This is a genomic window from Mesorhizobium sp. M1142, from assembly GCF_040318565.1.
Lineage (GTDB): Bacteria > Pseudomonadota > Alphaproteobacteria > Rhizobiales > Rhizobiaceae > Mesorhizobium.
This window is the reverse complement of the sequence record NZ_JAMYMK010000001.1, coordinates 454,613-476,850: the sequence shown is the minus strand read 5'-3', so window position 1 is coordinate 476,850 and position 22,238 is coordinate 454,613. Positions and strand designations below refer to the sequence as shown.

General features: G+C 64.4%; 19 protein-coding genes. 7 read left to right on the top strand and 12 right to left on the bottom strand.

What is annotated here, in order from left to right; genetic code table 11:
- Positions 1–16: 16 nt before the first annotated feature.
- Positions 17–775 (top strand): M48 family metallopeptidase, encoded by a 759-nt coding sequence (locus NKH42_RS02335; RefSeq protein ID WP_352480203.1) that lies wholly within the window; start codon positions 17–19, stop codon positions 773–775.
- An 8-nt stretch (positions 776–783) separates the two neighbouring features.
- Here the strand turns inward: NKH42_RS02335 and NKH42_RS02330 are convergent, their stop codons facing one another.
- Positions 784–1,002, bottom strand: coding sequence for a hypothetical protein (locus tag NKH42_RS02330; protein ID WP_254815955.1), 219 nt, complete (start codon positions 1,000–1,002; stop codon positions 784–786).
- Between the two features lie 164 nt (positions 1,003–1,166).
- On the opposite strand from NKH42_RS02330, the gene NKH42_RS02325 reads away from it, so the two are divergent.
- The 6 genes from NKH42_RS02325 to NKH42_RS02300 all read left to right on the top strand — a co-directional run bounded on the left by NKH42_RS02325 (position 1,167) and on the right by NKH42_RS02300 (position 6,786).
- The gene (locus tag NKH42_RS02325; protein ID WP_352751868.1) at positions 1,167–1,826 is read left to right on the top strand and encodes a phosphoribosylanthranilate isomerase; all 660 of its coding nucleotides are present in this window, start codon (positions 1,167–1,169) and stop codon (positions 1,824–1,826) included.
- Between the two features lie 33 nt (positions 1,827–1,859).
- Positions 1,860–3,110, top strand: a complete 1,251-nt coding sequence (gene trpB / locus NKH42_RS02320; protein ID WP_352505958.1) for a tryptophan synthase subunit beta — start codon at positions 1,860–1,862, stop codon at positions 3,108–3,110.
- A 2-nt stretch (positions 3,111–3,112) separates the two neighbouring features.
- Positions 3,113–3,952 carry a tryptophan synthase subunit alpha gene (gene trpA / locus NKH42_RS02315; RefSeq protein ID WP_352480201.1) on the top strand — a complete coding sequence of 280 codons (840 nt, stop codon included), beginning with the start codon at positions 3,113–3,115 and terminating at the stop codon, positions 3,950–3,952.
- A gap of 37 nt (positions 3,953–3,989) precedes the next feature.
- Positions 3,990–4,916 carry an acetyl-CoA carboxylase, carboxyltransferase subunit beta gene (gene accD, locus NKH42_RS02310; RefSeq protein WP_254815952.1) on the top strand — a complete coding sequence of 309 codons (927 nt, stop codon included), beginning with the start codon at positions 3,990–3,992 and terminating at the stop codon, positions 4,914–4,916.
- Positions 4,917–4,978: 62 nt separating this feature from the next.
- Positions 4,979–6,304: a bifunctional folylpolyglutamate synthase/dihydrofolate synthase gene (locus NKH42_RS02305; RefSeq protein WP_352686530.1), complete on the top strand. Its 1,326-nt coding sequence runs from the start codon at positions 4,979–4,981 to the stop codon at positions 6,302–6,304.
- A gap of 62 nt (positions 6,305–6,366) precedes the next feature.
- The gene (locus NKH42_RS02300) at positions 6,367–6,786 is read left to right on the top strand and encodes a VOC family protein (RefSeq protein WP_352505960.1); all 420 of its coding nucleotides are present in this window, start codon (positions 6,367–6,369) and stop codon (positions 6,784–6,786) included.
- Positions 6,787–6,834: 48 nt separating this feature from the next.
- Here NKH42_RS02300 and NKH42_RS02295 read toward each other — a convergent pair whose 3' ends face one another.
- The 11 genes from NKH42_RS02295 to NKH42_RS02245 all read right to left on the bottom strand — a co-directional run bounded on the left by NKH42_RS02295 (position 6,835) and on the right by NKH42_RS02245 (position 22,220).
- Positions 6,835–7,116 (bottom strand): cupin domain-containing protein, encoded by a 282-nt coding sequence (locus NKH42_RS02295; RefSeq protein WP_352505961.1) that lies wholly within the window; start codon positions 7,114–7,116, stop codon positions 6,835–6,837.
- A gap of 131 nt (positions 7,117–7,247) precedes the next feature.
- Positions 7,248–7,571: a thioredoxin gene (gene trxA, locus NKH42_RS02290; protein ID WP_023677558.1), complete on the bottom strand. Its 324-nt coding sequence runs from the start codon at positions 7,569–7,571 to the stop codon at positions 7,248–7,250.
- A gap of 73 nt (positions 7,572–7,644) precedes the next feature.
- Positions 7,645–11,157 (bottom strand): double-strand break repair helicase AddA, encoded by a 3,513-nt coding sequence (addA, locus tag NKH42_RS02285; RefSeq protein WP_352505962.1) that lies wholly within the window; start codon positions 11,155–11,157, stop codon positions 7,645–7,647.
- The gene (addB, locus tag NKH42_RS02280) at positions 11,154–14,291 is read right to left on the bottom strand and encodes a double-strand break repair protein AddB (RefSeq protein ID WP_352686526.1); all 3,138 of its coding nucleotides are present in this window, start codon (positions 14,289–14,291) and stop codon (positions 11,154–11,156) included. The genes addA and addB overlap by 4 nt, the downstream gene beginning before the upstream one ends.
- Positions 14,288–15,046, bottom strand: a complete 759-nt coding sequence (locus NKH42_RS02275) for a nucleotidyltransferase family protein (protein WP_352505964.1) — start codon at positions 15,044–15,046, stop codon at positions 14,288–14,290. The genes addB and NKH42_RS02275 overlap by 4 nt, the downstream gene beginning before the upstream one ends.
- Positions 15,047–15,087: 41 nt before the next feature.
- Positions 15,088–16,599 (bottom strand): tRNA (adenosine(37)-N6)-threonylcarbamoyltransferase complex ATPase subunit type 1 TsaE, encoded by a 1,512-nt coding sequence (tsaE, locus tag NKH42_RS02270; protein WP_352505965.1) that lies wholly within the window; start codon positions 16,597–16,599, stop codon positions 15,088–15,090.
- An 8-nt stretch (positions 16,600–16,607) separates the two neighbouring features.
- The gene (locus NKH42_RS02265) at positions 16,608–19,169 is read right to left on the bottom strand and encodes a sensor histidine kinase (protein WP_352505966.1); all 2,562 of its coding nucleotides are present in this window, start codon (positions 19,167–19,169) and stop codon (positions 16,608–16,610) included.
- A gap of 187 nt (positions 19,170–19,356) precedes the next feature.
- Positions 19,357–20,757, bottom strand: coding sequence for an adenosylhomocysteinase (gene ahcY / locus NKH42_RS02260; protein WP_352480192.1), 1,401 nt, complete (start codon positions 20,755–20,757; stop codon positions 19,357–19,359).
- A 157-nt stretch (positions 20,758–20,914) separates the two neighbouring features.
- Entirely contained in the window at positions 20,915–21,211 is a 297-nt protein-coding gene (locus tag NKH42_RS02255) for an HPr family phosphocarrier protein (RefSeq protein WP_023677551.1), read from the bottom strand.
- On the bottom strand, positions 21,208–21,609 hold the full coding sequence (locus tag NKH42_RS02250) for a PTS sugar transporter subunit IIA (RefSeq protein WP_254815942.1): 402 nt from the start codon (positions 21,607–21,609) through the stop codon (positions 21,208–21,210). The genes NKH42_RS02255 and NKH42_RS02250 overlap by 4 nt, the downstream gene beginning before the upstream one ends.
- 164 nt (positions 21,610–21,773) lie before the next feature.
- The gene (locus NKH42_RS02245; protein WP_352505967.1) at positions 21,774–22,220 is read right to left on the bottom strand and encodes an HPr kinase/phosphorylase; all 447 of its coding nucleotides are present in this window, start codon (positions 22,218–22,220) and stop codon (positions 21,774–21,776) included.
- Positions 22,221–22,238: the final 18 nt, after the last annotated feature.

Genomic DNA, 22,238 nt, shown 5'->3' with positions numbered 1-22,238 from the left:
CACGTATCGTCCCGGAATGTCCTTCGGCTTCTTTCGCACCCCGACGAAACCCAAGCCCACGCCCGTCGTGGAGCGCGAGCATTGCGTTGCCGGCCGCACGCTGCCGCTCAAGATCGTTGAGAACGACCGGGCGCGGCGCCTGACGCTGCGCATCGATTCCGGTGGCCGTGGTCTGCGCATCACCGTGCCGCCGGGGCTGCGGCGCGGCGAGGTGGAAAAATTTCTCGACCGCCATCAGGACTGGCTGGAGCAAAGGCTGGCCAAGGTGCCCAACCGGCCGCAGGTGCGGCCCGGCATCAAGATACCGGTGCGCGGCGTGCCGCATCGCATCGTCCATGAACCGTCGAAACGCGGCACCGTCACGCTGTCGCGCGACGAGCGCGGGCCGCTGATGATCGTGCATGGCGAACGCGTGCATCTGCCGCGCCGCATCGCCGATTTCCTCAAGCGCGAAGCCAAGCGCGAGATCGAGGCGCTGGTGACCAAGCACAGCGCGGCGGTCGGCAAGCGCGCCAAGGCGATCCGCTTCAAGGATACGTCGAGCCGCTGGGGGTCGTGCACGTCGGACGGCAATCTGTCGTTTTCCTGGCGTATCATGATGGCGCCACGGCCGGTGATAAACTACCTCGTCGCGCACGAGGTGGCGCATCTCAAGGAGATGAACCACGGGCCGAAATTCTGGAAACTGTGCGAGCAGCTTTGCCCGGATACCGAACGCTGCAAGGATTGGCTCAAGCGCAATGGCGGCGCGCTGCAGGCGATCGCGTTCGAGTAGTTGTCCGATCAATCGTCATTCGCCGCGTTCAACTCCTCCGGCCGCAACCCCTCATCGACATGGCGGGGCCAGGGCAGAAAATCCTTCTCGAACGTCTCGTTGCTGAAATAAGCCAGGGCTCGGTGCGCCTCGGCGCCGTTGAAAGCCGCCTTGTCCATCAAATGAGCGATGACCTCATGGGCCTGCGCCAGCTTTTGCCTGAGTTCCGCGACGGTCTTTTCCGGCATGATCTTTGTTCTCCCGCCTTTGTGCCTGAGCAAGTAGCGTTGCGCTCTTATATTAGCGAGGTAGCGCGTTCCGCTCTTACATTAGCAAGGTAGCGCGTTCCGCGCTGGCGGCAAACAGGATGCTTTTTCTCGACTCTTTGGCCGTTTCGTGCCAATCCCGCGCCATGGCGCTCGACATCAAGATATGCGGGTTGAAGACCGACAAGGCACTAGCCGCGGCATTGGCCGGCGGCGCCAGCCATGTCGGCTTCATTTTCTTTGCCAAAAGCCCGCGCTATGTCGAGCCGGCCGAAGCCGACCGCCTGCGCGAAGCGGCGCGCGGCAAGGCTAAGGCGGTTGCCGTGACGGTCGACGCCAGCGATGCGTTCCTGGACGAGATCGTCGAAAAGATACAGCCCGATATGCTGCAGCTTCACGGCGCCGAGCCCCCCGAGCGGGTGGCCGAGGTGAAGGCCCGCTACGGTTTGCCGGTGATGAAGGCGCTGCCGGTCAGCGAGGCTGCCGATCTCGCGCGGGTCAAACCCTTCATCGGCATTGCGGACCGCTTCCTGTTCGATGCCAAGCCGCCTAAGGGTTCGGAATTGCCGGGCGGCAACGGTCTTGCCTTCGACTGGCGCATTCTGGCCGGCCTTGACGCCGGCGTTGATTACTTGCTTTCCGGTGGGCTCAATGCCGGCAATATCGGCGACGCCTTTCGGCTGGCGAACCCGCCCGGAATAGATGTTTCCTCGGGCGTGGAGAGCGCGCCGGGCGTCAAGGAACCGGCGCTGATCGAACAATTTTTCCGCGCCGTCGGGGCAGCACGCGACAACCGCGCCGCCTGACCACGCTTCAAACCTCAGACCAGGAGATCGGCGATGGACAAGCCGGCGATACCGAATTCCTTCCGCACCGGCCCCGATGAGCAGGGCATGTTCGGCATTTTTGGCGGTCGTTTCGTTGCCGAAACGCTGATGCCGCTGATCCTCGAGCTGGAGCGGCACTGGAACGAGGTCAAGAACGACCCGGATTTCAAGGCCGAACTGACCGATCTCTCGACGCATTACGCCGGGCGGCCGTCGAAGCTCTATTTCGCCGAAGGCCTGACCAGGCATCTTCGTGAGGTCTCCTCGGCGAAGGGCCTCGGGGGCGGCGCAAAGGTCTATTTCAAGCGCGAGGACCTGAACCACACCGGCTCGCACAAGATCAACAACTGCCTCGGCCAGATCCTGCTCGCCAAGCGCATGGGCAAGACGAGGATCATCGCAGAGACCGGTGCCGGCCAGCATGGTGTCGCTTCCGCCACGGTCGCGGCGCGCTTCGGGCTTCCTTGTATCGTCTATATGGGCGCGACCGATGTCGCCCGGCAAAGCCCCAACGTCTTTCGCATGAAGCTTCTGGGCGCCGAGGTGCGGCCGGTGACGGCCGGCCACGGCACGCTGAAGGACGCCATGAACGAGGCCCTGCGCGACTGGGTGACCAACGTCGAGGATACCTATTACCTGATCGGCACCGCCGCCGGCCCGCACCCCTATCCGGAGTTGGTGCGCGACTTCCAGTCGGTGATCGGCACCGAGGCGCGCGCCCAGATCCTCGAGCAGGAAGGCCGGCTGCCGGACACCATCATCGCTTGTGTCGGCGGCGGTTCCAACGCTATCGGCCTGTTCCATCCCTTCCTCGACGACAGTGAGGTGCGCATCATCGGCGTAGAAGCCGGAGGCCGCGGCCTCGACGGCATCGAGCATTGCGCCTCGATGAGTGCCGGCGCGCCCGGCGTGCTGCATGGCAACCGTACCTACCTCCTGCAGAACGCCGACGGCCAGATCATGGACGGCCACTCGATCTCGGCCGGCCTCGACTATCCCGGCGTCGGGCCGGAGCACTCATGGCTGCGCGATTCCGGCCGCGTCGACTACGTGCCGATCCTCGACAGCGAGGCGCTGGAGGCGTTCCAGTTGACGACACGCGTCGAGGGCATCATTCCTGCGCTTGAATCGGCCCATGCCATCGCACAGGCGGTGAAGATCGTGCCTGACATGGACAAGGACCAGATCGTCATCGTCAACCTGTCCGGCCGCGGCGACAAGGACGTGCATACGGTGGCCAATATGCTGGGCATGGAGATCTGATCATGGCCACCCGTATCGACCGCCGCATGGCAAAGCTGAAGGCCGAGGGCCGACCGGCACTCGTAACCTATTTCATGGGCGGCGACCCTGACTACGACACGTCGCTCTCGATCATGAAGGCGCTGCCCGGCGCCGGCAGCGACATCATCGAGCTCGGCATGCCGTTTTCCGATCCGATGGCCGACGGCCCGGCGATCCAGGCGGCCGGCCTGCGGGCGCTGAAGGGCGGCCAGACACTGGTCAAGACACTGAAGATGGCCTCGGAATTCCGCGCCGGCGACAGTGAAACGCCGATCGTCTTGATGGGCTATTACAATCCGATCTACATCTACGGCGTCGAGCGCTTCCTGAGCGACGCGCTGGCCAGCGGCATAGACGGGCTGATCGTCGTCGACCTGCCGCCGGAGATGGATGAGGAACTTTGTATCCCGGCACTCAAGGCCGGCATCAATTTCATCCGGCTGGCGACGCCGACCACCGACGACAAGCGCCTGCCCAAGGTGCTGCAGAACACCTCCGGTTTCGTCTATTATGTGTCGATGACCGGTATCACCGGTTCGGCGCTGGCCGACACCGGCAAGGTGGCGGCAGCTGTCAAGCGCATCAAGAGCCATACCGACCTGCCGGTCTGCGTCGGCTTCGGCGTCAAGACCGCAGAGCAGGCGCGCATCATCGGCGCGTCGGCCGACGGCGTCGTTGTCGGCACCGCGATTGTCAATGCCGTCGCCAACGTGCTCGGGCCGAAGGGCGAAAAGACCGCCGATCCGGCCGAGGCCGTCGCCACGCTGGTCAGCGGGCTTTCGCAAGGGGTTCGCGCGGCTCGCCTTGCTGCCGCCGAATAATCTTCCTACGTCTTCTTAAGGGACAGGAGCCGAAGCGATGAACTGGATCACCAATTACGTCCGTCCGAAGATCAATTCGATGCTCGGCCGCCGCACCGACATGCCGGAAAACCTGTGGATCAAGGATCCCGAGACCGGCGAAATGGTGTTCCATAAGGATCTGGAGCAGAACCAGTTCGTCATCCCGTCCTCCGGCCACCATATGAAGATATCGGCTAAGGAACGGCTGAAATTCTTCCTCGACGACGGCAAATACGAGACGCTGGAAAACCCCAAGGTCGTTCAGGATCCGCTCAAGTTCCGCGACGAGAAGCGCTACGTGGACCGGCTGAAGGATGCCAAGGCCAAGACCGGCATGGAAGACGCCATCATCAATGCGCTGGGCACGGTCGAAGGCGTGCCGGTGGTGGTGACGGTGCAGGATTTTGCCTTCATGGGCGGCTCGCTCGGCATGGCGGCCGGTGACGCCATCGTGCATGGTTTCGAGGTCGCCTTGCAGCGCAAGCGGCCGCTGATCCTGTTTGCGGCCTCCGGCGGCGCGCGTATGCAGGAAGGCATCCTGTCGCTGATGCAGTTGCCGCGGACCACGGTCGGCGTCGACAGGCTGAAGGAGGCCGGCCTGCCCTACATCGTCGTCCTGACCAACCCGACGACCGGTGGCGTCACCGCCTCCTACGCCATGCTGGGCGACGTGCACATTGCCGAACCAGGCGCGCTGATCGGCTTTGCCGGACCGCGCGTCATCGAGCAGACGATCAGGGAAAAACTGCCCGAAGGCTTCCAGCGCGCCGAATATCTGATGGAACACGGCATGGTCGACATGGTGGTGTCACGGCTGGAGATGCGCCAGACGATTGCGCGGCTGTTGAGAATGCTGCTCAAGCTGCCGGAGGAGCAAAAACCGCAGGAGCCGGAGATCCTGCCGCCGTCTGTGATTCCGGCCGAAGCCCGGCCGCACGCCTGACGCGACAGCCCGCGGCGCGAGCGGCTGTTGTGTGCCGTTGCGCACGCGCCTAGGATTCTCCCATGACCACGCTTGCCGCCGACCGCGAAATCGAAAGCCTGATGGCGCTTCACCCGAAGGGCTTCGACCTTTCGCTCGACCGCATTTCGCGGCTGCTCGAACGCCTCGGCAATCCGCAGGACCAGCTGCCGCCGGTCATCCACATCGCCGGCACCAATGGCAAGGGCTCCTGTGCCGCCTTTTCACGGGCGCTGCTCGAAGCAGCCGACTACCGCGTCCACGTCCACACTTCGCCACACTTAGTGAACTGGCACGAGCGCTACCGGCTGGCCGCCGATGGCGGCGGCAGGCTGGTTGACGACAAGGTCTTCGCCGAAGCCATCGCCCGGGTCGCCGAGGCCAATCAAGGCCAGAAGATCACCGTGTTCGAAATCCTCACCGCCGTTACCTTCCTGCTGTTTTCCGAGCATCCGGCCGATGCCGTCATCCTCGAGGTCGGCCTTGGCGGCCGCTTCGACGCCACCAATGTCATCGCCGAGCCGGCCGTGTCGGTGATCATGCCGGTCTCGCTCGACCACGAAGCCTATCTCGGCGACCGCGTCGAGCTGATCGCCGCCGAAAAGGCCGGCATCATCAAGCGCGGGTGCCCGGTCGTCATCGGCGCGCAGGAAAGCGAGACGGCCCAGCAGGTGCTCATCGAAACCGCCGAACGGCTCGACTGCCCCGCCTTCGTCTATGGCCAGGATTTCCTTGCCTATGAGGAAAACGGCCGCATGGTCTATCAGGACGAAGATGGATTGATGGACCTGCCGCCGCCGCGCCTGCCGGGGCGCCATCAATTCGCCAATGCAGCGGCAGCGATCGCGGCGGTCAAGGCGGCCGGCTTCGAGATCAGCCACCGCGCCGCCGAGAAGGCGATGGCGAATGTCGCCTGGCCGGGCCGCATGCAAAAGCTGCCGCAAGGCCGGCTGAGCGAACTGGCGCCGAAGGGCGCCGACATCTGGCTCGACGGCGGCCATAATCCCGGCGCAGGCGTGGTCGTCGCTGAGGCGCTGGCGGAGCAGGAGGAAAAGAACCCGCGGCCGCTGTTCCTGATCTCGGGCATGATCAACACCAAGGACCAGAGCGGCTATTTCCGGGCCTTCAAAGGGCTGGTGCGGCACGTCTACACCGTGCCGGTGAGTCTGAGCGACGCCGGCGTGCCAAACGACGAACTGGCGACCCGCGCCATTGAGGCAGGCTTGTCGGCCGAACCGGTTAGTTCCGTTGCAAGCGCACTGATGCTGCTGCGCGACACATGGGACGGACCGCCGCCACGCATCCTGATCGGCGGATCGCTTTACCTGGCCGGCGGGGTACTGGCCGAAAACGGCACGCCGCCAACCTGAGGCGTGCGTTCGCCCGGGCCGCGATGGCGCCACACCTGTCAGATCACCGCGAGGAGCCAGTCATGATCAAGGTAAAGCAGCTCGCACACGTTTGCATTTTCGCGAATGACCTGGAGATGACGCGACGCTTCTATCGGGACGTCCTCGGCATGGACACCCAGTTCAATTTCCTGCGCGACGGGAAGACTTTCGGCTTCTACCTCAATTGCGGCAGCCGTAGCCATGTCGAGGTGTTCCAGAAAGACGGCGCAAGCTATAGCGACTTGAACCAGATCAACCACTTCTGCCTCGAAGTGGAAAACATCGACGCCGCGATCGCCCATCTGAGGTCAAAGGGGGTCGATGTCACTTCCAAGAAACGCGCGTGCGATGACACCTACCAGGCCTGGATCCGCGACCCCAACGGTGTGAAGGTCGAACTGTTCGAATACACTGAGAAAAGCGCACAATTCGTCGGCGGCGATCGTATCGCGGATTGGTGAATAGCGCCGCGCCGGACAATTGTAGCGGCGCAGCCGGTGGTTGGTGGACTACTTCAGTTCGACCTCGATGAAGGCGAATTCGCTATCGTTTGCGCTGATCACGTCATGTTCGACGCCCTCATTGCGGAAATACGGCGAGCCCTTCTTCATTTCGGCAAAGGATTCCCCATCCTTGGTCAGGAGCTTCACCTTACCGTCGGTCAACGGCACGATCACATAGTCGTGGCCATGGCGGTGCCAGCCGGTGTTGTCGCCCGGGGCGAAACGGTATTCGGTGACAATGACTCGCTCATTGTCGATGAAGACGGTGGCCTTGGCGGATCCGGTCATATCGCTTCCCCTTTGTATTCCGAACAGAAGAATACCGGGCGGCAAGCCGCGAGTGCCAGAGCGCCCCACCAATGACGCCAGCAAAAGAAAGCCCGGCACAAGGCCGGGCTTTCTGCAAAATTTTGATCGGATCAGGCGAGGCTGCCGTTGATCCAATGCGACAATGCCGTTTTCGGCGCAGCACCAACCTTCATGTCGGCGACTTCGCCGCCCTTGAAGATCATCAGCGTCGGGATCGAGCGCACGCCGAACTGCGCGGCCAGCTCAGGATTCTCGTCTATGTTGAGCTTGGCGATCTTTATCTTGCTGCCGAGTTCGATGGCGATGTCCTCGAGCGCCGGGGCGATCATCTTGCACGGGCCGCACCATTCCGCCCAGAAATCGACCACGACCGGCTCCTTGGCGTTGAGCACGTCGGCCTGGAAATTGCTCTTGTCGACCTTGACGGTGGCCATGCTGAGATCCTTTCGATTTGTTCGTCGCACCAAATGTGGTGGTGATCGCGTCCGTCTTCAAGCAAGTGTTGTGTCACGCTCCCGTGAGTCTAGCAAGCGCGTCGTCCATGGCCGCTGCCGGCAGATCGATCAGCCGCGGCGCCTCGGTGAACAGCAGCGCCGCCGAGACCTCGCGTCCCGGATAGAGCGGCTGAAGCAGGGCGCGATAGAGTGCGAGCTGCAGAACATAGGCTTGCGGGACTTCGGCGAGCGTAGCTGGCGCTGGCCGATTGGTCTTGTAGTCGACGATCGAAACCTTGTCCGGCGTTACTGCAAGCCGGTCGATCTTGCCGGAAATCGAGCGCAGTTTGCCCCTCACTCCCAGGCTGCCCATGATGGCGACTTCGGCGCGCGAGTTTGGCGCAAACAGCGGTGCGAAACGGCTGTCGGCAAGAATTCTGAAAACGCCAGCCAGGGCCTTGTCGCGCTCGCCGTCGGGCCATGCCGCGCCGGCTCTTGCCAGATAGCGTTCGGCGGCATCCCGGCGTTTTCCCTCGGCGATGCCGGGCAGCATCTGCAGCAATTTGTGCAGCGCCAGCCCGCGCACGACGGCAAAGCCGGGCTCGGCGTCGGCATCCAGCACCGGCGAACGCGTGTCGGCTACCGCTTGCCGCGCCTCGTCGATCAGCACCGAGGCGCCGGACGGCGAGAGCGGCCGCGGCAATTCCTCGAAGGGCGGCAGAGGCTGGAACAGGGTTTCCGGCAATGGCGCAAAGCGTTCAGCCTGTCGTGCCTCATCCACGGACGCCAGTGGCATGGGCGGCAGTTTCGTCACCTGGAAACGATGCACGGTCTCGCCGGTGGCGGGATGCCGGCGTTCTTCGCTCTCCGTGGCACCGACCAGTGCGCGGCTGACGATCGAATGCCAGGTGCCGGTATTCGGCGCCCGCTTGCCATGGTAGCCGCAGACGATCAGCCGATCCTCGGCGCGGGTCATGCCGACATAGAGCAGCCGGCGATATTCATCGTCGGCGAGCTCTCGGGCGCGGGCCGATGCGGCGCGTGAAAATCCATTGGCGACATCGCTGGCCGAACGCCAGAGATAACCCTTGCCCTCCCAGCAGTCGCCCGAGCCTTCGAACGGCATCAATCTCGGCAGATGCTGGTCGCTGAACGGCGCGGAGCCGCCATCGACAAGGAATACCACCGGCGCCTCCAGGCCTTTGGCGGCATGCACGGTCATGACGCGAACCTCGTCGCGGGTCTGGTCCATTTCGCGCTTGATCTCGGGGCCGGCGTTTTCCAGCGTCGACAGGAAGGATTCCAGTCCCGGCAGGCCGGTCCGCTCCTCGGCCAGGCAGAAATTCAGGAATTCGTCGAGGATGTCGCCGGCCTCCGGCCCGAGCCGCGCGATCATCTTCTTGCGCAGGCCGTCGCGGGCGAGAGCTGCAGCATAGAATTCGAACACCGGCTTGAATGCGGCCTCGTTCGACCATGTGTCGAGCCGGCTGACGACGGCGGCCAACGCCTCGCTTTCGCCGGCATGCCGGCGCAGCGAGGCGATCAGCGAGACGCCCGACGGCCTCCCCGCAGCAAGCGCGAAAAGCTGCTCTTCCGAGACATCGAAGACCGGGCTGCGCAGCACGGCGGCCAGCGACAGATCGTCCTCGGGCTGGATGAGGAAATGACCGAGTGCGATCAGGTCCTTCACCGCGATATGGCCAGGCAGGCTGAGCCGGTCGGCGCCGGCCACGGGGATGTCGCGGCGCTTCAACGCCCGTGTCAGGGCATGGACGAAGCGGTCGCGCTTGCGCACCAGCACCAGCACGTCGCCGGGCCGGAGTTTCTTGCCGCGCCCTTCGATGACCTCGCCGCCGCCGATCCAGCTGGCAATGGTCGCTGCAACGTTTTCGGCAACGCGCACCGCCGGTGCGTGGGCGTGATCCACCGCTTGCGTCCAGTCGTCCGGTTCGTCGACGATGTCGGCGCCGAGCGAGGGCCAGACCTCGACATAGCCCGGCGCATCGTTGCGGATCGCCTTGTGGTCGAGCGGATCGGGATCGTGGCTGATGCCGCGCCGCACGTCCGGGTCGGCAAAGACACGATCCACCGCCGCAAGCACGTCGTCGGTCGAGCGAAACGACCAGGTCAGCTTGAGATCGGCGAAGGCGGCGGCGGCGGATCTGACTTTGCCGGCAAACAAAATCCGGCTGTCGGCAAAGGAGTCCGGGGCGGCTCCCTGGAAGGAATAGATCGACTGCTTTTCGTCGCCGACCGCAAAGATGGTGCGGTGGACGGCGTCGCGTGCGCCGAGTCCGGCAAAGAACTCCTCCGCCAGCCGCTTGACCACCTCCCACTGGTCGGGACTGGTGTCTTGCGCCTCGTCGAGGAGGATGTGGTCGATGCCCTGGTCGAGCTTGTATTGCACCCATGGGCCGGCGTCGGGCCGCGCCAGTAGATGGACCGTGCGGGTGATCAGGTCGTTGAAGTCGAGGAAGCCGCGGGCGCGCTTCAATTGCTCGTAGCGGGCGATCAGCCAGTCGGCGATGGTCAGCGCCGCACGGGTGCCTTCCAGCATCCTGAACAAGGCCAGCCGGTCGGAGATTTCGAGAATGGCGTCGACCGCCGCCAGATATCGTTCGGCAAGATCGGGCAACCGGTCAAGCAATGCCCTTTTGAACGTCTTTGCCGGATCGTAAGGCTCGCCGTCGGCCCTCAGGAAAGCCTTGGAGAGCAAATTCAGGCGACGCACCGGATGCTCCTCGGCGAAGGCGAGACGGGCGTATGGCAGCATATTGTTCAGCACCACGCGCGCATCGGCGGCCTCGGCCGCCCGTGAAAAGGTGACGAGATAATCCGGCAGGAAGCCGGGCAGCGGCCAGACGGAGGCGGCTATGCCTTCGGCCGTCTGGCCGGCGCGGAACTGAAACTCGTCGAACAGCGCCTGAAAACCATCGCCGCCGGCCGCGGCGATGAACGCACGCAAACCATCGCGCTTGCGCACGATCTCGGCCAGCAGTGCGTCGAGCCCATGTTCGCCGCCGCGCTCAAGCACGGTGGCGAAGGCCTCGGCCAACGCCGCATCGCCTGCAACGCCGCCCGAAATCATGTCGCGGCGGGCGGCGGCGAACAGCGAAGCCTCCATTTGCGGATCGAGCATTTCGAAATGCGCCGGGATATTGGCTTCCAGCGGGAACTGATGCAGCACCGATTCGCAGAAGGCGTGGATGGTCTGGATCTTCAGCCCGCCCGGTGTCTCCAGCGCCTCCGCAAACAACCGCCGCGCCCGGCGCATGGTTTCGCGGTCGGGCTGGCGGCCGTCCAGCGCCTCTATCCGTTTCGAGAGCTCGGCATCGCCCAAGGTCGTCCATTGCGACAGGGTCGAAAACACCCGGTTCGACATGTTGGCGGCGGCGGCACGCGTATAGGTCAGGCACAGGATCTTGGACGGATCGGTGCCACGCAGCAGAAGCCGGATAACACGCTGGGCGAGTACATGGGTCTTGCCGGATCCGGCGTTGGCCGACACCCAGGCGGAATTGCGCGGGTCGGACGCGCTTGCCTGGCTCGCGGCAGTGTCGCTTGGAATGGGGTAGGCCTTTTTCATGCCTCCCCTCCCTCGTCGTCGGCGTCGCCGCCGGCCGACCATTCGAGCACGCGGGCGAGATGGTCATAGTCGCCGTCGGTCTCGCCCTCGCGGAACGGCAGCGCCCGCGACAGATAGCCGGTCGCCGGGTCGGCGTAGTGGATGAGCAGTTTTTCCAGCCGCGCCCACGCTTCTTCGGCGAGATCGGCAGCGGTTCGCGGCCTGCGGTTGTATTCGAGGATGGATTCCTCGAACACTTCGCCATTCGGCCTCAGCCGCACGAAGGCCAGTTGCGACGGCTCGCATGCGCCAAGCTCCTTGAAAGCGCCGCGCCTGAGCAGCGCGCCCTCCAGCGCCAGTTGCGGCGCGAGCAGCGTGTGCGCCTGTGCCTTGGATGGCGACGAGCCGGTCTTGTAGTCGAGGATGTCGGCCATTCCGCCAGCCAGCAGATCGATGCGATCGGCATAGCCGGACAGGGTTACGCCGGATCGGCCGACCCCGGTCTTTTCGGCGCGTTCCTCGGCGTGCCGCCGTGCCACGGCTGCGGCCCGGCCGCGCTCCCATTCGATGATGCCGGCGGCAAGCTTTTCGAAGCGTGGCCACCACACCGCCTCGACATCGGCGGGCAGCGCAGCCTCGGCAGAGCAGGAGCGGCCTGCGGCGATGAGCCCGTCCAGCGCCTCCGGCGCGCGCGGGTCGGCCACCCTCGCCGAGAAGAGGTGCAGAATTGCGTGAAACAGCGTGCCACGCTCGGCGGCGCCCGGATCGCGAATGACCGGATCGAGCGGCATCAGGCCGAGTATCCTTCTGGCATAGACCGCATAGGGATCGCGACGCAGCGTTTCGATCTCGGTGACCGAGAAGTGGTGCGGCCGTACGATGAGCGGCGGTTTCGGCTGCGGCCGCGGCGCAAAGTCCTGCTTTTCGCCGGCATCGAGCGCACGCGCCCAGGCAAGCAGTTCATCGCCGCGCCGGCGAAGTGCCGTAGCATGGTCCTCGCCGACGAAGGTAAGGATACGCTGCAGCCAGCGCGAGGGCACCGACGGTGCGTCGCCGGAACGGGCGGAGCGGGCCAGCACCAATTTCTTGGCGCCCATGGCCATCTGGAAATCATGGGCGGCAAGGCCGATGCGCCGCTCCGGCGGTTCAAGATCGATGCCGGTCTTCATCAGCCGCGACATGAAGCGGTCGCTCTCCGGCTTGCGCGGCCACACGCCTTCGTTGAGCCCGCCGACGACCAGCGTGTCGACATCCTGAAGCCGCGCTTCCAGCACACCCCAGATGGCGATGTTCCTGTCAGTGCCCTGCGCCGGCTTGACCATCTCGGGCGCGATCAGCGCCTCCATCACGTCAGGCCATTCGTCAGCCGCGAAGGAGAACGACACCGAGGCCGCGACCAGCCCGCGCAAGAGCTCGGCAAGCTTTTCGCCGGCATCGCCGGCATAGAGTTCGCTCAGGCTGCCGTCGGCGGCGCGTCCGAGGCTTTCGAGCGCAACGACGCTGGCACGCACAAGCGTGACAAGATCGGCATTCTCCTCGCCGCGAAAAGCAACCAGCGGCGCCAGCGCAGCCGCTAGCCGGATCAGCAGCTCGCGCGCCTGTTCGATGCGCCTGACCGAGAGGCGCGATCGCCAGAAAGGCGGGCGGCGATTGCCGCCGCCGTCGAATTCGAGGAGCCGCGTGTCGAAGAGCTGCGGCAGCGACGCGACGTCCGGACGCCCGGTGCCACCGCGCAGCGCCACGAGTTCGACGATTTCGGCCGCATGGCGCACGCTTGCCCGCTCTCGGCCGAGGCCTAGCAGGGGATGCTTGAGCAGCGACAGCAAGGCGACCGGGTCGCCCGGGCGGAAGGCTGCCTGAAGCGCCAGCCTGAGCAGGCTGGCGGCTGGCGTGTTGATGAGCGGCGTGCCCCCGGAATCGTCGGCGGCGACGCCGAAGCGCAACAGCTCGACCGAGACGCGCCGCGCCAGCGCGCGATCGCCGGTGACCAGCGCGGCGCGCTGGCCGGGCCGTTCGACGGCCTGTTTGAGCGCGACGGCGATCGCCACGGCTTCATCGCGTTCGCTGGCGGCTTCGAGAAGCGTCACGTCAGCGAAAGCCTCGGCAATATCACCGGCCGTAAAGCGGGCGCGCGTCTCGGCCCAGAGCTCGGTAGTCTCCGCCGGGCGAAGCGCTTCGCCGACGAGTGCGGCGCGCAATGCAAGCGGCCGCGGCGCAACAGCAAGGTCCTCGACATCGGCGCGCGGCACGCCGATCTTGCCGATCAACTTTGCCAGGCCGTATTGCGGGTGGCCAAGCAGGGCCGGGCGCGCACCGAGTGCACTGATGGCGGCAAAGGACGGCTCGTCCAGTGTCCGGTCGAGCCCGGGCAGCACAACGGCGCCATTGGGCAGACCGGCGATCACGGCAAGCAGCTCGGCCGTGGCTGGGATCGATCCCGTGGAGCCGGCGGCGATCACCGGCCCGGCCGGCGGATTGCGCCTCAGCCGCGCTGCCTCCAGCCTTATCAGGGCATTGCGATGCGCGGCGGGATTGGAGCGATGGCGTTCCTCGAGCAGCTTCGGCCAGTTCTCGGTCACGATGCTCAGGAAATCGAGCGTCACCTGCCACCAGCCGGCGAGATTGCCGGTCACAAGGTCGGCGAGCCTCGCCCAATCCGTGCCCTCGGTCTCGATCTCGTCCATCAGCCGCGCCAGGTCGCGCGCCAGCCAGAGGGCGTCGGCGGCGGAGGCCGGGATGACGATCTCCTCGTCGAACAGTGCCGCGACATGTGCCGGCAGGCGGCGTTTCCACGCTCGCACCAGCGGCGCAAGCAGCAGCAGGCGCTCTACCGCGGCGATCGGCGGCGCAAGGTCGATGGCGGCCGAAGCTCCTGCCTCGAAGGCCGCTTCATCTTCGTCGAACTCGCCAAGCGGGCGGATGACCGGCAGGATCGCCGAGCGGCCTCCGGAGCGCGAGAGAGCATCGACGAAGACGCCGCGCAGCGCCCGCGCCGCACGGCGCGTCGGCACATAGATGGTGAGATCGGCCAGCATCAGCGGATCGCCATCGTAGGCAAAGCCGGGAACCAGGCGCCCTGCAAGCAGCTCCTCGGCCAGCGTCGGCAGGAACGGCGCTCCGGGCGGAATCGAGAAAACGCGGCGGGAGCCGCTCATTTCGACTCGGTAAGAGCGCCGGGTGCCTCAGCAACAGCATTGGGCGTGCCGGCAAGCGCGGCGGCGACCGCTGCTTCCGCCCGCGGGATCGCGTCAGGTGTGCCGACTGTGATCCAGTGACCCTGCATCTTCATGCCGAACAGGCGGCCGGCGGCGATTGCCGCATCGAAATAGGCGTTGAGCGACAGCGGGCCGGCCGGCGCATCCTTGAAGATGCGCGGATGGATGATTGCGGCGCCGGCATAGATCAGGCCGGCCGGATCGTTGTTCGCACGCCGTAAGGCGCCGTCCGGCGCCATCAGGAAATCGGTGCCGCCGCTATGTCCGGTTGCCGACTGAAGATCCGCAAGCATCAGCAGAATGTCCCTTGTCGCGTCCTCCCATGCAAGAGCAAGTCGCCTGAGATTGGAAACGCCGCTGTCGATCCAGAAGGTGTCCGCGTTGAGCACATAGAAGGGCGCCCCTAACCAGGGCAATCCCTTGACGATACCGCCGGCAGAGTCGAGCAGGCCGCTGCTCTCATCCGAAATGACGATTCTCGGCGCATTGCGGCGGGCTACATGGTCCACGATCTGTTTCGGCAGGTAATGGACGTTGACGACGGCCTTGGCGACGCCGGCTTCGGCTAGGCAATCCAGCCCCCAGTCGAGCAATGTCTTGCCGGCGATCTTGACCAGCGGCTTCGGCATGGTATCGGTGATCGGCCGCATGCGCTTGCCGAGCCCGGCGGCGAGCACCATGGCGGTCGTTGGCATCGGTCCCTCGTCCGACACCGCCAGGCCTGAATCCTTAGCCGTCAAATCGAGCGTTCCTCCAGCAAGCCGTGGGCGATGTAGAAATCCTGCAGCCCGGCCAGCGCCGGATGCGTCAGCGCCCGGCGAAGATAGTCGCGGATGCGCGGCAGATGCTTCAGATAATAAGGCTTGCCGTCGCGTTTTTCGAGCCGCACGAAGATGCCGAGTACCTTGGAATTGCGCTGTGCGGCCATGATTGCATAGGTTTCGAGGAATTCGTCCTCGTCGAAGACGCCGGCCGCGCGCCGCGCGGCGATATAGGCGGCGAGCGTGTGCTTTTCGATTTCAGGTGAAATGGTGACGCGTGCGTCCATGGCGAGCGATGCGACGTCGTAGGCGGACGGTCCGATCAGTGCATCCTGGACATCGACGACGCCGAGGCGTTCATGACCGGAACGGTCAGCGCGCCAGATCAGGTTGGGCGAATGGAAGTCGCGCAACATAAGCGTGTATTCGCGCCCCTCGAGCCGATCGAGCACCGCATTCCATTCGCTGCGATAACCGGCGCGCAGCGCCTCGCTTGGCGGAGCGCGTGAAATCGCCGGGACATACCAGTCGACCAGCAATTCGGCCTCGATCATCATGGCGTCGCGGTCGAAAGGCGGCACCTCGTGGAAGACGCCGGGGCCGGCCTGCATGCGGGCCGGCCATGTTTTGCCGTGCATCATGGCAAGCAGTTCGGCCGCCGCCGCATAACGCGCGGCCACCGGCTGGCCGCGCTTGTCGAGAAAGCCTTGGGAACCGAGATGCTCCAGCAGAAGAAAACCCTGCTCGAGATCCTGGGCATGGATTTCCGGGACGCTGACACCGCCGGCCCGCAAGGCCCGGTCGATGGCGACGAATGCCGAAACGGATTGCGCCGTGTGGGCGATCTCGGCATAGGGTTTGCCGTCGCGGACTGGCGGTCCGAGCACCAGCCTTGGCGAGTTCATCAGCACGCGCGGCGGAAATCCGGCGAGCGTGACGATCTCGTAGGAGCGAGCCGAGGCATCACCGATAAAATGTCGTCGCTGCGCTTCGCCCCAACCGGCCTGTTCGAGAAAATCACGCATTGCCAGCGATCGCGCCGCGCGCTCGAAGGCGGCGCCCTCTCCCGACAGTCTCGCCAGTCGGCCGTCGCCCTGCTGGAGAAGTTCGACCAGCACCGACGTATTCGGCAAATATGCCTCTGCCCGCTCCGGCCATTCGACCAGCGCAGCCCCTTGCGTCAGCGCCTCGTCGAAGCCCAGCTCGTCCAGCTCGGATGCCGTGCCCAAGCGGTAGAGATCGAAATGATGGACCGGCACACGCGTGTCGTAGCTCTGGACCAGCGTGAAGGTCGGGCTCGGCACGTCGAGGCCGGCATCGTCGGCCAGCGCCCTGATCAGCGCCCGTGCCAAGGTCGATTTGCCGGCGCCGAGATCGCCCTTGAGAGCGAGCACGTCGCCAATGCGCAGCGACATGGCAAGATCTTCGCCGAGCCTTGCCGTCGCAGCCTCGTCGGCGAGAAAACGCTCCAGCACCAATACCGCCATCGACCGCGCTACTCGGCCGCCGCACGGATGCCCGACGGCGTGTCGGGAAAAGCGCAAACAACCGTGGTGCCCTTATCCCTGCCGGTCTCGATGCGGACGCTGCCGCCATGGAGTTCGACAAAGCTCTTGACGATCGACAGGCCGAGCCCGGCGCCACGGCGGCGGCCGCCATTGGTGCGCGGCTCGAAGCGCCGGAACACTGACTCAAGCAGGTCCGGCGGCATGCCGGGGCCGTCATCGTGAACGGAAAATTCCACGCCGTCGGCAAGCTGGCGGCAGGCGAGCGTTATGGTGCTCGCCTCCGGCGCGTAATTGGCGGCATTGCTGAGCAGATTGTAGAGTATCTGGCGGACGCGGATCTCGTCGCCGTGGAAGGTCTTCGGCGCGGCAGCCGCGTCGATCCTAAGCTTGATCGCATGTTCCTCCAGCCGATCGGCGACCAGTTCGGCGGCGGCCGTAATGGTTCGATTGATGTGAACTTCGGAAATGTCGAGTTCCATGATGCCGGCATCCACCGTCGCCAGATCGAGGATGTCGTTGACGATGGTGAGCAGGACCGAGGAGGACGAGCCGACATGCCCGATATATTCGCGTTGCTTCTGGTTCAACGGACCAGTCGACGGCAGTGAAAGAAGCTCGGTAAAGCCGATGATGTTGGTGAGTGGCGAGCGCAGCTCATAGGAGACGTGCTGCACGAATTCGTTCTTGATCTGGTCGGACTTTTGCAGCGCCTCATTCTTGTCCTTCAGCGCCCGCTCGACATTGACGCTGTCGGTAACGTCGACGAAGGTCATCATCACCTGGCCGTTGGGCAAAGGGATGACGGCGTAGCGCAAAACGGTGCCGTTGTTCAATTCGGTCTGGCCGTGGCGGTCGCGGCGCTCGTCGTCGAAGCCGGTGATGGCGGCAACGAACCCGCCCCACGGACTGTCGACGGCACGGCGGTCGCAAAGTTCGCGGATCGTCGAGACATGGACGTTGGGTTTTGAGGCATCGGCATCCAGCCCCCACAGGGCCGCGAAGGCCGGGTTGGACAATCTCAGCCTGCCGTCGGGGCCGAACACAGCGACGCCTTCGGCAAGGTTGTCGAGCGTCTCACCCTGAACCCGCACAGCGGTCTGATAGCGGCTTTCAAGGTCCATCTTCTCGGTCAGGTTCTCAAACACCCAGGTGACGCCGCCCTTGGGCTGCGGATTGGCGACGACGCGAATGGTTTTGCCGTCCGGCAGATGCCACCAATGCTCCTGCGATTCAACCGCGCGGTAGGCGCCGAGCAGGCTCTCTTTCCAGCGCCGCCATTCGGGCTGCTCGGCGATCTTGCCTTCGCTGCGCAGGCGGTCGAGCAGCAAGGCGTTATCCGGCGCGCTGTGCAGGAAACCGCTGTCGAGGCCCCATAGTTTCTGGAACGCCTGATTGAAAAACCGCAATTTCTCGTCGGTATCGAAAATCGCTACGGCGGTGTTGAGCTGATCGAGCGTGTCGGCGTGGCTCTGCACGGTCCGCTCATATTCGGCGCGAATGGCCTCGATGGCGCTGATGTCGCAGGCAAGACCAGCCGAACCATCCGCCCCGGCAAAATCGGTCACGGCAAACATACGGCGGTCGCCTTCGATCACCGTGGAGAGCGTCTGTTCGAAGACGGGGTGCGACTTGTGCTGCGCAGCGATGGTGTCGCGCGCCTGGCCTCCGAGGAATTCCTTGCCGTCACGAACCGCCGCTTCGGCATTCTCGGCCTCGACCGCTTCGGCATAGGCCCGGTTGACCCATTTCAGCCGCCCGTCGACAGTACGCAGCCATGACGGCATCTTGAGCGCATCCAGAAGACCGATCAGCGTCTCATGGTCGGCGGCCAAGCGCTGGTTCTCGATCTTCAGCCTGGCCTGGCTTCGCTGTGTCTCCGAAAGCGAGACGAAGCGAACCAGCACATGCGCCGCACTCTTGCGGCCGTGAACCTCGAGCGGCTGGCCGGCCTGCGATTCGATGACCAGATCGAACGGCTTTGCCTTGTCCCGCAGTGATGCGACGGCATGTTCGAGTGCGGCCGCCGAACGCGGCATCAGCCAGCGGCCGAAAGCCAGGAAGGCCGCCCGGTCCTCCGGCGCGCCGCTCTCGATCGGCAATGTCCCGACAAGCTCGGGCTTCTTGTTCTCGGCCGCCCATACGACCACGCGCTGATCGCGGGAATGGAGCAGCGCCTCGGAGCGCTGCAGCGCGGCATTGACATCGGCGATGCGGGTCCTGAGCTCGGCATTTTCCGCCGCGGTGCGCGCCCGTTCGCGGATCAGAAAGATGGCCGACAGCAATGCCGCCCCCATGACGCCGACGAACATGGCGAGTTGCATGACCTCGACCGTGCTGACCGACAGCCCGGCCTTTTGCGCCGCGCGGGTTTGGGCATGTGCAGTAAAGCCAAGCAGCGGACCAACCAGCGCGGAAGAAGCAAGCAGCACCCCGACACGGCTGCCGGCGCGCCATAGAAGGCTGCCGCCTCTGGCAGCGGAGCCCGTGACCGAATCGTTATGGCCGCCGGAAACGGCCTGTCCCGCGCAAGGCGGGTTATCCCCCGGCATGTCTTGGTCCTCTTCGCCGCCTGAATGCAAGACCGCCCTGATGCGTGCGCCGGGCCTCGTCCCCGGACCGCGAATCAGCACCATAGCGCTTGCGCGAATCGGCGTGAAGAATCAATCAGCGCAAAAATAAAGCCGGGCGAAAAGTCAATCGCCCGGCTTCAATATCTAGTGGCAAGTTTCGCCGTGGTTAATAGCGGTAGTGTTCCGGCTTGAACGGTCCCTGCGGAGTGACGCCGATATAAGCGGCCTGTTCGCCGGACAGTTCGGTCAGGCGGGCACCGAGCTTGTCGAGATGCAGGCGCGCGACCTTTTCGTCGAGATGCTTCGGCAGGACATAGACCCGGTTCTCGTACTGGCCGGGCTTGGTGTACAACTCGATCTGGGCCAACACCTGGTTGGTGAAGGACGCCGACATGACGAAGCTCGGGTGGCCGGTGGCGTTGCCGAGGTTGAGCAGGCGGCCTTCCGACAAAAGGATCATCCGCTTGCCGTCCGGGAAGGTGATCATATCCACCTGAGGCTTGATGTTGGTCCATTTCAGGTTGCGCAGCGAGGCCACCTGGATCTCGTTGTCGAAGTGACCGATGTTGCCGACGATCACCATGTCCTTCATCAGGCGCATGTGATCGAGGGTAACGACGTCCTTGTTGCCGGTGGTGGTGATGACGATGTCGGCCGTCGGCGCCGCGTCTTCGAGCGTGACCACCTCAAAACCGTCCATCGCCGCCTGCAGCGCGCAGATCGGATCGACCTCGGTGACCTTGACGCGGGCGCCGGCGCCCTTGAGCGAAGCCGACGAGCCCTTGCCGACGTCGCCATAGCCGCAGACGACTGCGACCTTGCCGGCCATCATCGTGTCGGTGCCGCGCCGAATGCCGTCCACAAGCGATTCCTTGCAGCCATATTTGTTGTCGAATTTCGACTTGGTGACGGAATCATTGACGTTGATCGCCGGGAACGGCAGCAGGCCCTTCTTCTGCAGTTGATAGAGCCGGTTGACGCCGGTCGTCGTCTCTTCGGTGACGCCGCGGATCGCTTCCTTCTGCCTGGTGAAGAAGCCGGGTGATGCCTGCATGCGCTTCTTGATCTGGGCAAACAGGATCTCTTCCTCTTCGCTGCCCGGATTGGACAGCACATCCTCGCCGGCCTCGGCGCGGGCGCCGATCAGGATGTACATGGTGGCATCGCCACCGTCATCGAGGATCATGTTGGAGGTGCCGCCATCGGCCCACTGGAAGATCTTGTCGGTGTAGACCCAATAATCCTCCAGCGTCTCACCCTTGACGGCAAACACCGGAATTCCGGCCTCGGCAATGGCCGCGGCGGCGTGGTCCTGGGTCGAGAAGATGTTGCAGGAAGCCCAGCGGATATCGGCGCCGAGCGCTTTCAGCGTTTCGATCAGCACCGCCGTCTGGATGGTCATGTGCAGCGAGCCGGTGATGCGCGCGCCCTTGAGCGGCTTCTTGTCGCCGAATTCCTCGCGGCAGGCCATCAGGCCCGGCATTTCGGTTTCGGCGATCTCGATCTCCTTGCGGCCCCAGCCGGCAAGCGCGATGTCTGCGACCACATAGTCCTTGCTACCCGTCATGGCAGTGCTCCGATGCGAATTGATTGCGGGACGCGCCCCGCCCCGAAGGCGTGTCGGAGGGCGCGAGTTGCCGGCCTGACTAGCAGATCGAGAGTTGGACGACAATGGGATATAAAGAAATCTTTATCCGTGCATGTCTTCGGAAGCGATCAGCACGTCAGCATTCCTCGCCAAAACGGGAAGCAACCAGTTGCTCCAGCGCATCGATGACCTCTTCGGCCTCCGGGCCGGTGGCGGTGACGCGGATCGAATAACCGGGGCTTGCCGCCAGCATCATCAGGCCCATGATCGAGGTGCCGCCGACCTTGACGCCGTCCTTCTCGACCTGGACCGTGGCATTGAAGCCGCTGGCAATTTGAACGAACTTGGCCGAGGCGCGCGCATGCAGGCCGCGCTGGTTGACGATCGGAAAGTCGCGAACGATCTTGTCCTTTTCCGGCAACAGCGCGCTCATTTGCTGCTCAGGAGTTGACTGGCGACATTGATGTATTTGCGGCCGGCAGCCTGCGCTTCATCCAGCGCTGCCGTCATGTTGTCGCCCTTGCGAACGCTGGACAGCTTGATCAGCATCGGCAGGTTCATGCCGGCAATGACCTCGATGCGGCCGGATTCCATCACGGAAATGGCGAGGTTGGAGGGCGTGCCGCCGAACATGTCGGTCAAAACGATGACGCCTGATCCCGTATCGACGCGGCCGACTGCGTCGATAATGTCGCGGCGGCGCTGTTCCATATCATCGTCGGCACCGATCGCCACGGTCTCGAAATTGTCTTGTGGCCCAACGACGTGTTCCACGGCATTGCGGAACTCGGCGGCCAGTTGACCGTGCGTTACAAGCACGAGTCCGATCATTCTTTGGTGGCTCCCGTCATCGCCGCTTCACAGGCGCATTTTATGCTCGCCGACCGTTCCAGGCGGCGGGAGCGCTATCTTGTCGACGCAAGGCCCGTTGACAAGCCCAAAATTGCGCCGGCCCAAGCCAATTTGACGCATTGCAGCAAAAAATCGAAATCGGATCACAGGAAAGGCGCAATCGACAGACGCGACATCACTGCCGGCAAGGCGGCCGGGACATTGCGCCCGGCAAGATCGATGCGCGGCACTGTCACGCCGACAACGAGTTCGCTGCAGTCTTCCTGGAAGCGGACCATTTTGCCGGCTGGCACCAGCCGGATAATGAGGTCGATCACGCAGCTTGGCTCGAACTGTATCGGTTTGGGGCCGAATCCCGGCACCTCGACGAGGCCGGCTATGCTGGCTGGTGCGCGGCAGACCAGCCGCCCCTCGCAATCGGCGGCAAAGAGCTGGTCATCGCCGATCAGCCGGGAAAACAGCCCGCGCTGGCTGCAATGATCGATCAAGGCGAGCGCCAGCGTCGTCTTGCCCAAGCCGGACGGTCCGGTGATGAGAATGCCGCGATCACCTATCAGGATCGCGGTGCCGTGAATGTGTTCAGGCTGCACAATAGGACCAGGCGTGAT